Consider the following 6,952-nt stretch of genomic DNA (forward strand, 5'->3'; position numbering starts at 1 on the left):
AAGGACTGTGAGGGCACAGCACGGCGGCAAAGACTCTGCACAACGAGGTGCAGCTGGGGCGTTCCGAAAGTCAGGGCTGTTTTGCTCTGATAAAAATGGATACATTATATTTCATTAAAGGAGGATTCCCCGGTATGTCAGCAGCAACTATCACCCTACTCTTTCTTCTCTTCGCGGTCGTCATGTTCGTGTTTGAGAAGATTCCCCTCGGCGTAACGTCCATGATCGTCTGTATCGGTCTGGTCGTCACCGGCGTGCTGGACATCAAGACTGCTTTTGCAGGCTTCATCGACAGCAACGTCATCCTGTTCGTCGCCATGTTCATTGTCGGCGGTGCACTGTTTGAAACAGGCATGGCCAACAAGATCGGCGGCATCGTTACCCACTTTGCCAAATCCGAGCGCAGCCTCATCGTGGCCATCATGGTCATCGTTGGCCTGATGAGCGGCGTGCTCTCCAACACCGGCACCGCCGCCGTCCTGATCCCCGTGGTCATCGGCATTGCGGCAAAGTCCGGCTATGCCCGCTCCAAGCTGCTGATGCCGCTGGTATTTGCAGCGGCCATGGGCGGCAACCTTTCCCTCATCGGCGCACCGGGCAACCTCATCGCCCAGAGCGCTCTGGGTGAGATCGGGATGTCCTTCGGCTTCTTCGAGTACGCCATCGTGGGCCTGCCCATCCTCGCCGTCGGCATCCTCTTCTATGCCACCCTTGGCATGAAGCTGCTGCCCAACCACCCCGTCTCCGATGATGACTCCTTCAGCGGCGAGCAGGACTTCAGCAATGTTCCCAAGTGGAAACAGGTGCTCTCCCTCGTCATCCTCGTGCTCACCCTGCTGGGCATGATCTTTGAAAAGCAGATCGGCATCAAGCTCAACATCATCGGCTGTATCGGTGCGCTGGCTCTGATTCTCACCGGTGTCATCTCCGAGAAAGATGCCCTGAAGTCCATCGACCTCAAGACCATCTTCCTCTTCGGTGGTACGCTGTCTCTGGCCTCTGCACTGGATAAGACCGGGGCAGGCGCAGAGATCGCAAACATCGTCATTGGTGCTCTGGGCGAGAATCCCTCTCCCTACGTCCTGACTCTGGTGGTCTTCCTGCTCTGCTGCGTCATGACCAACTTCATGTCCAACACTGCTACTACCGCCCTGATGGTTCCCATCTGCCTGAGCATCGCACAGGGCATGGGTGCCGACCCCCGCGCAGTCCTGATGGCTTGTGTCATCGGCGGCTCCTGCGCTTACGCAACGCCCATCGGTATGCCCGCCAACACCATGGTGGTTTCCGCCGGCGGTTACACCTTCAAGGATTATGCCAAGGCTGGCCTGCCCCTCATCCTCATCGCAACGGTCGTCAGCATGGTGATCCTTCCCATCGCATTTCCGTTCTTCCCGCAGTAAAGCGGACAGGAACGTTGAATATGAGTGAACCAACGCGCAAAATGTACCAAAGCTAAGGAGGTATTGGAATGAACAAACAGGAACAGGTGCAGCAGATGACGACCTATATGGCCAACTTTGTGAGCCATATCGCCAAGGTGCTGCCGGACGACATCATCAAAAAGCTGGATGAGCTGGGCGCACAGGAGGATGCTCCTCTGTCCAAGGTCATCTACGAGACTATGAAGCGCAACCAGAAGCTGGCCAAGGAGCTGAACCGCCCCAGCTGCCAAGACACCGGTGTGCTGCAGTTCTGGGTAAAGTGCGGCGTGGACTTCCCCCTCATCGGTGAGGTGGAGGGTCTGCTGAAGGAGGCTGTGGTCAAGTCTACCTTTGAAGCACCTCTGCGCCACAACAGTGTTGAGACCTTCGATGAGTTCAACACCGGTTTGAACGTGGGCAAGGGCACTCCCACCGTGTGGTGGGATATCATCCCGAACAGCGACAAGTGTGAAATCTACGCTTATATGGCAGGCGGCGGCTGCACCCTGCCGGGCAAGGCCATGGTTCTGATGCCCGGTGCAGGTTACGAAGGTGTGACCAAGTTCGTCATGGATGTCATGACCAGCTACGGCATCAATGCCTGCCCTCCGCTGCTGGTGGGCGTGGGCGTTGCCACCTCTGTTGAGACCGCCGCTCTGCTGTCCAAGAAGGCTCTGATGCGTCCTCTGGGCAGCCACAACGAGAACGAGCGCGCAGCCTATATGGAGAAGTTGCTGGAGGACGGCATCAACTCCATCGGCCTTGGTCCTCAGGGCATGGGCGGCAAGTACTCCGTCATGGGCGTGCACATTGAGAACACTGCCCGCCATCCTTCTGCCATTGGCGTTGCCGTCAACGTGGGCTGCTGGAGCCATCGCCGCGGCCACATCATTTTTGATAAAGATCTGAACTACACCATTGATACTCATTCGGGGGTGACTTTGTAATGCTGACCATTAAAGACGGAAAGAAGATCCTTACTACTCCGGTCTCCGCAGAAGACCTGAAGGACATCCATATCGGTGATGTCGTTTACCTGAACGGCGACCTGACCACCTGCCGTGACGTGGCGCACCGCCGCCTCGTGGAAGAGGGCCGCCCGCTGCCTGTGGACGTCAAGGACGCTGCCATCTTCCACGCCGGCCCCATCATTCGCCCTCTGGAGGACGACAAGTTCGAGATGGTGTCTGTGGGCCCCACCACCTCCATGCGTATGGAGAAGTTCGAGTATGAGTTCGTGCAGAAGTCCGGTGTCCGCGTCATCGTGGGCAAGGGCGGCATGGGCCCCAACACCGAGCGCGCCTGCAAGGAGTTCGGTGCCATCCACTGTGTTTTCCCTGCCGGTAACGCCGTTGTGGCTGCCACCGAGGTGGAGGAGATCGTCGAGGCCCAGTGGCGTGACCTCGGTATGCCGGAAACTCTGTGGCACTGCCATGTTAACGAGTTTGGCCCCCTGATCGTTTCCATCGACGCTGAGGGTCGCAACCTGTTCGAAGAGAACAAGGTCATCTTCAATCAGCGCAAGGATAAGGCCGTCGAGGAAATTTGCAAGCACGTTGGCTTCATCAAATAAGATCCAACTGCGAAGCCAGCGTTGCCTATACCCTGCGGAGAGCAACCATCCATCAAAAGCTTCTTCTCCTAAAATGAACTCACTATCACGTTAATTCTAACAACCATATTCGCTTTCACAGATCCAACAGACTTCTTATCATTTACTCCTATCTTCATTACCCTGTTTATCCTGCTTCTCCGCAAAACACCCCGGATGCTGTCTGCCATATCAGCATCCGGGGTGTTGCTATTTGCGGTCAAATATGTGCACGAAAAAAATGTAGACAAAGAAGATCTTGACCGTTCTTTTTGTTCTACACACCTTTGCCACTGCTTTGCATCTGCAAGGTGGAAGTAATCCACAGGAGGACAACCCAAATGAGCCCATTGGAGATCACACTGGTCATCCTGCTTGTAACGATCATCGCCTTTGTATCCGGTAAAGTCCCGTTCTCGGTCATTTCTACCGGCATCATTCTGGCGCTGATCCTCACCGGCATCAAGACCCCTGCCGAGGCCTTTGGCGGCTTCATCAACACGAACGTGGTCATGTTCGTAGCCATGTTCGTCATCGGTGCAGGGCTGACCAAAACGCCCCTGATTGACAAAGCCCAGAGTCTGGTCATCCGCTACAAGGACAATATGCGGATGCTGATTTTTCTTTCCTGTGTGGCAGGTGCGTTTCTGGGCGCCATCACCAGTGCCACCGCAACTGCCGCTATCATGATCCCGCTGCTGGTAGGCATTGCGAACGACATCGGCGTGAGCCGCAGCAAGCTGCTGTATCCTTCTATGGCCTGTGCCAACATTGCCACCCAGATGACCTTTCTCGGTCAGGGTGCTTCCAACATGGCATGGAACGATGTCATGATGCAGGCTGGCGCACCGACACCGCTGCACATCTGGGATTTCACCATCGCACGCATTCCGATGCTGACCATTGCCATCCTGTACATGACCTTTGTTGGCTATAAGCTGATGCCGGATATTCCCAACGAGCAGTTTTCAGATGCAGCACATACGGCTTCTGAGAGCGAAAAACTCAGCCCCTTTAAGCGCAAACTGGCTGTCCTGATCGTTCTGGTCTCCATTGCAATGATGCTGTTGGAAAATGTCATTGGTGTCAAGATGTATCTCACTTCCTGCATCGGCGCTGCCGCTCTGGTGCTGACGGGTGTGCTGACCGAGAGGGAAGCCCTCAACTCCATCCACCAGCCGACCATTTTCCTGTTTGCCGGTGTGCTGGCTCTGTCGGACGCCATCCAGACCACCGGTGCAGGCGATGTGGTGGCAGACTGGATGATCCGCCTGCTGGGCGATACCACCAATCCGTACATCATTATGCTGGTGTTCTTCCTTGTTCCCTTCATTCTGACACAGGTCATGTCCAATCTGGCTACCCTGACCATCTTCATCCCACTGGTCACTTCCGCCTGTATCCGCATGGGCGTAGACCCCCGTGCTGCCGTGGTCGGTGTGATCACAGCCAGCTGTGTGTCCATCATGACCCCCATGGCAGCTCCCTGCCAGATCATGATCATTGAGCCGGGCGGATACACCTTGAAGGATTATCTCAAGTGTGGTACCCCGCTGGCGCTCATCCTCATTGTCGTGTCCGTATTTTTCCTGCCGACACTTTATCCTTTTGCCTGATTCTGTTTTCCCACCGCAGTAGTATCCGCAAACTGCATATCGTAAATATGCCGTTCTGATCGGCGCTATTTTTGAAAACCGTAATAAAAGCAGCAGAAGTTTTTGAGCATCTCATAATTCTGTCAAGAGGGCCGGCACCGTCCGGCCCTCTCTCTTTTTGCCAAAGTTTCCCTTGTGTTTTCTTGCAAGCTGCCGAAATCAGCGTGTTCTCAAAAGTTCGCGTTTGCGAAGCGTAGCGCAGCAATGAAAGCCCCAGTGGGGCTTTTAAGCGACAGAACGGTCTTGCATAGCAAGATGGAGGGGCCTTGTCCCGACAAGTTCACGTTGACATGGCTCGATTTTTGTGGTAACCTATTCCAACAATTTAATATAACATATCTCCAGTGAAAAGAAAATCGAATCTGCTATCCGAATCGTTGCCAACGAGAACCGCTACCATCCCATCCGGGACTACCTGAACGGCCTGCAATGGGATGGAACAGAGCGGATAGCTCACGTCCTGCGCCACTTTCTCGGTGCTGCGGAGGACGAGTACACTTGCGAAGCTATGAAGATTTTCCTGATGGGAGCCATCAAGCGGGTATTCCAGCCGGGATGCAAATTTGAAACCATGCTCTGTCTGGTGGGCGGGCAAGGTGCGGGGAAGTCCACCTTCTTCCGGTTGCTGGCAGTCAAGGATGAATGGTTTTCGGATGACCTGCGGCGGCTGGACGATGACAACGTGTACCGAAAGCTGCAAGGCCACTGGATCATCGAAATGTCGGAGATGATCGCCACCGCCAATGCTAAGAGCATCGAGGAGATCAAGAGCTTTCTCAGCAAACAGAAGGAAACCTATAAAGTTCCCTATGAGACTCATCCTGCCGACCGTCTGCGCCAGTGCATCTTTGCTGGCACGACCAATCGGCAGGATTTTTTGCCCCGTGACCGCACAGGCAACCGCCGCTTTATTCCCATCCTGGTGGATGCGGAACTGGCTGAGACCCACATTTTGGACAACGAGGAGGATTCCCGTGCCTATATCGACCAGCTCTGGGCAGAAGCTATGACGATTTACAACAGAGGCGACTACAAGTTGGCATTCAGCCCTGCCATGCAGGAAACGCTGCAAGCCCATCAGCAGGACTTTATGCAGGAGGATGCACAGGCTGGCATGATCTACGCCTTTCTGGAGGACTACGCAGGTGACCGGGTGTGTTCCAAACAACTCTATGCGGAAGCACTGGGCAACACCAATATCCCGGCAGAGTGGGAGACCCGTGCCGTTTGCGAGATCATGAACACCGGCATTTCGCGCGGCGATATCCAAGGCTGGCAGGCGCACAAGACCGCCAAGCGTTACCCGAAGTACGGCGTTCAGAAAGGCTGGGAGCGCATAACTAGCCCCGAAACCGGGGCTGAAGATTTCTCCGAAATGATGGACGCGGAAGCCCAGCAACTGGGATTTCCCTTCTGATGGACAGCGGTTACACGGTCAGTTACAGGTTTGGTTACGCTGCAGTTACAGCGCAAAAACCGCATGATTGCTGCGTTTTCCGCTTTCTGTAACCATGTAACCTTAAAAAGATAAGAAAAAGTATAAAGTCCACCGAATGTCCTGCGTACAGAAAAAGAGAGTTTTCCTGTCCGGTTACAGGCGTTCGGTTACAAGGAATTGGAGGTCTGCCTATGAATATGAATCGGCCTGACATGACCGAAGATATGAAATACAAAGATTATACGAATAAGTCCTTGCAAATGGACTCGAACCCGGTTACAATGAAAGCGTCCAAATCCCCTGCCATTGAATCTTCTGACCAGACCAAAGCAGCCAAGTTCGAACCACTTGTTTACCGGGTGGAGGAGATTGCCCAACTTTTGGCGATCTCTCCCCGTGCGGCGTACAACCTGTGCAACACCACGAAGGATTTCCGGGTGCTGCGCATCGGCACCAGCATCCGGGTGAAAAAGCAGAGTTTCGACAACTGGTTTGCGGCGGTCTGAGGGAGGTAATCTATGGCATCTATTCTGAAGCGCGGAGATTCCTACTCCGTCCGTTACAAGTACAAAGACCATTCCGGCAAGCCCTGCGAGGAATGGGAAAGTTTCAAGACCAGAAAGGAGGCGCAGGAGCGAAAGATCACGGTCGAGAAAGAATTGCTGGACGGCACATTCCTTGTCCCCGACACTATGACGGTGGAGGAGATGCTGTACAAATGGATCCCGATCCAGTCCACCAAGCACAAGTGGTCCCCCAAGACCTACACCCAGTCCGTGGCGATGGTGCAGAACCTTATCATGCCGTATATCGGGAAACGGAAGGTACAGGAGCTGCGCACCTA

The 6,952-nt window shown here is 54.4% G+C and carries 7 protein-coding genes; all 7 read left to right on the top strand.

The window, feature by feature from the left end; genetic code table 11:
- Positions 1-134: 134 nt before the first annotated feature.
- A complete protein-coding gene (locus DWY76_RS08070) occupies positions 135-1,403 on the top strand; it encodes an SLC13 family permease (protein WP_120080845.1) in 1,269 nt (422 codons plus the stop codon).
- A 68-nt stretch (positions 1,404-1,471) separates the two neighbouring features.
- Positions 1,472-2,371: a L(+)-tartrate dehydratase subunit alpha gene (ttdA, locus tag DWY76_RS08075; protein WP_044953528.1), complete on the top strand. Its 900-nt coding sequence runs from the start codon at positions 1,472-1,474 to the stop codon at positions 2,369-2,371.
- The gene (gene ttdB / locus DWY76_RS08080; protein ID WP_005940583.1) at positions 2,371-2,997 is read left to right on the top strand and encodes a L(+)-tartrate dehydratase subunit beta; all 627 of its coding nucleotides are present in this window, start codon (positions 2,371-2,373) and stop codon (positions 2,995-2,997) included. The genes ttdA and ttdB overlap by 1 nt, the downstream gene beginning before the upstream one ends.
- A gap of 359 nt (positions 2,998-3,356) precedes the next feature.
- On the top strand, positions 3,357-4,631 hold the full coding sequence (locus DWY76_RS08085) for an SLC13 family permease (protein ID WP_120080847.1): 1,275 nt from the start codon (positions 3,357-3,359) through the stop codon (positions 4,629-4,631).
- Between the two features lie 376 nt (positions 4,632-5,007).
- Positions 5,008-6,087 (top strand): virulence-associated E family protein, encoded by a 1,080-nt coding sequence (locus DWY76_RS08090; RefSeq protein ID WP_120080849.1) that lies wholly within the window; start codon positions 5,008-5,010, stop codon positions 6,085-6,087.
- Between the two features lie 212 nt (positions 6,088-6,299).
- The gene (locus DWY76_RS08095; protein ID WP_120080851.1) at positions 6,300-6,614 is read left to right on the top strand and encodes a helix-turn-helix domain-containing protein; all 315 of its coding nucleotides are present in this window, start codon (positions 6,300-6,302) and stop codon (positions 6,612-6,614) included.
- A gap of 12 nt (positions 6,615-6,626) precedes the next feature.
- Positions 6,627-6,952 (top strand): Arm DNA-binding domain-containing protein (locus tag DWY76_RS08100; RefSeq protein WP_207665837.1); only part of this gene is annotated, 326 nt, incomplete at its 3' end.

Origin of the sequence: Faecalibacterium sp. AF27-11BH, from assembly GCF_003603005.1 — a bacterium.
Taxonomy (GTDB): domain Bacteria; phylum Bacillota; class Clostridia; order Oscillospirales; family Ruminococcaceae; genus Faecalibacterium; species Faecalibacterium taiwanense.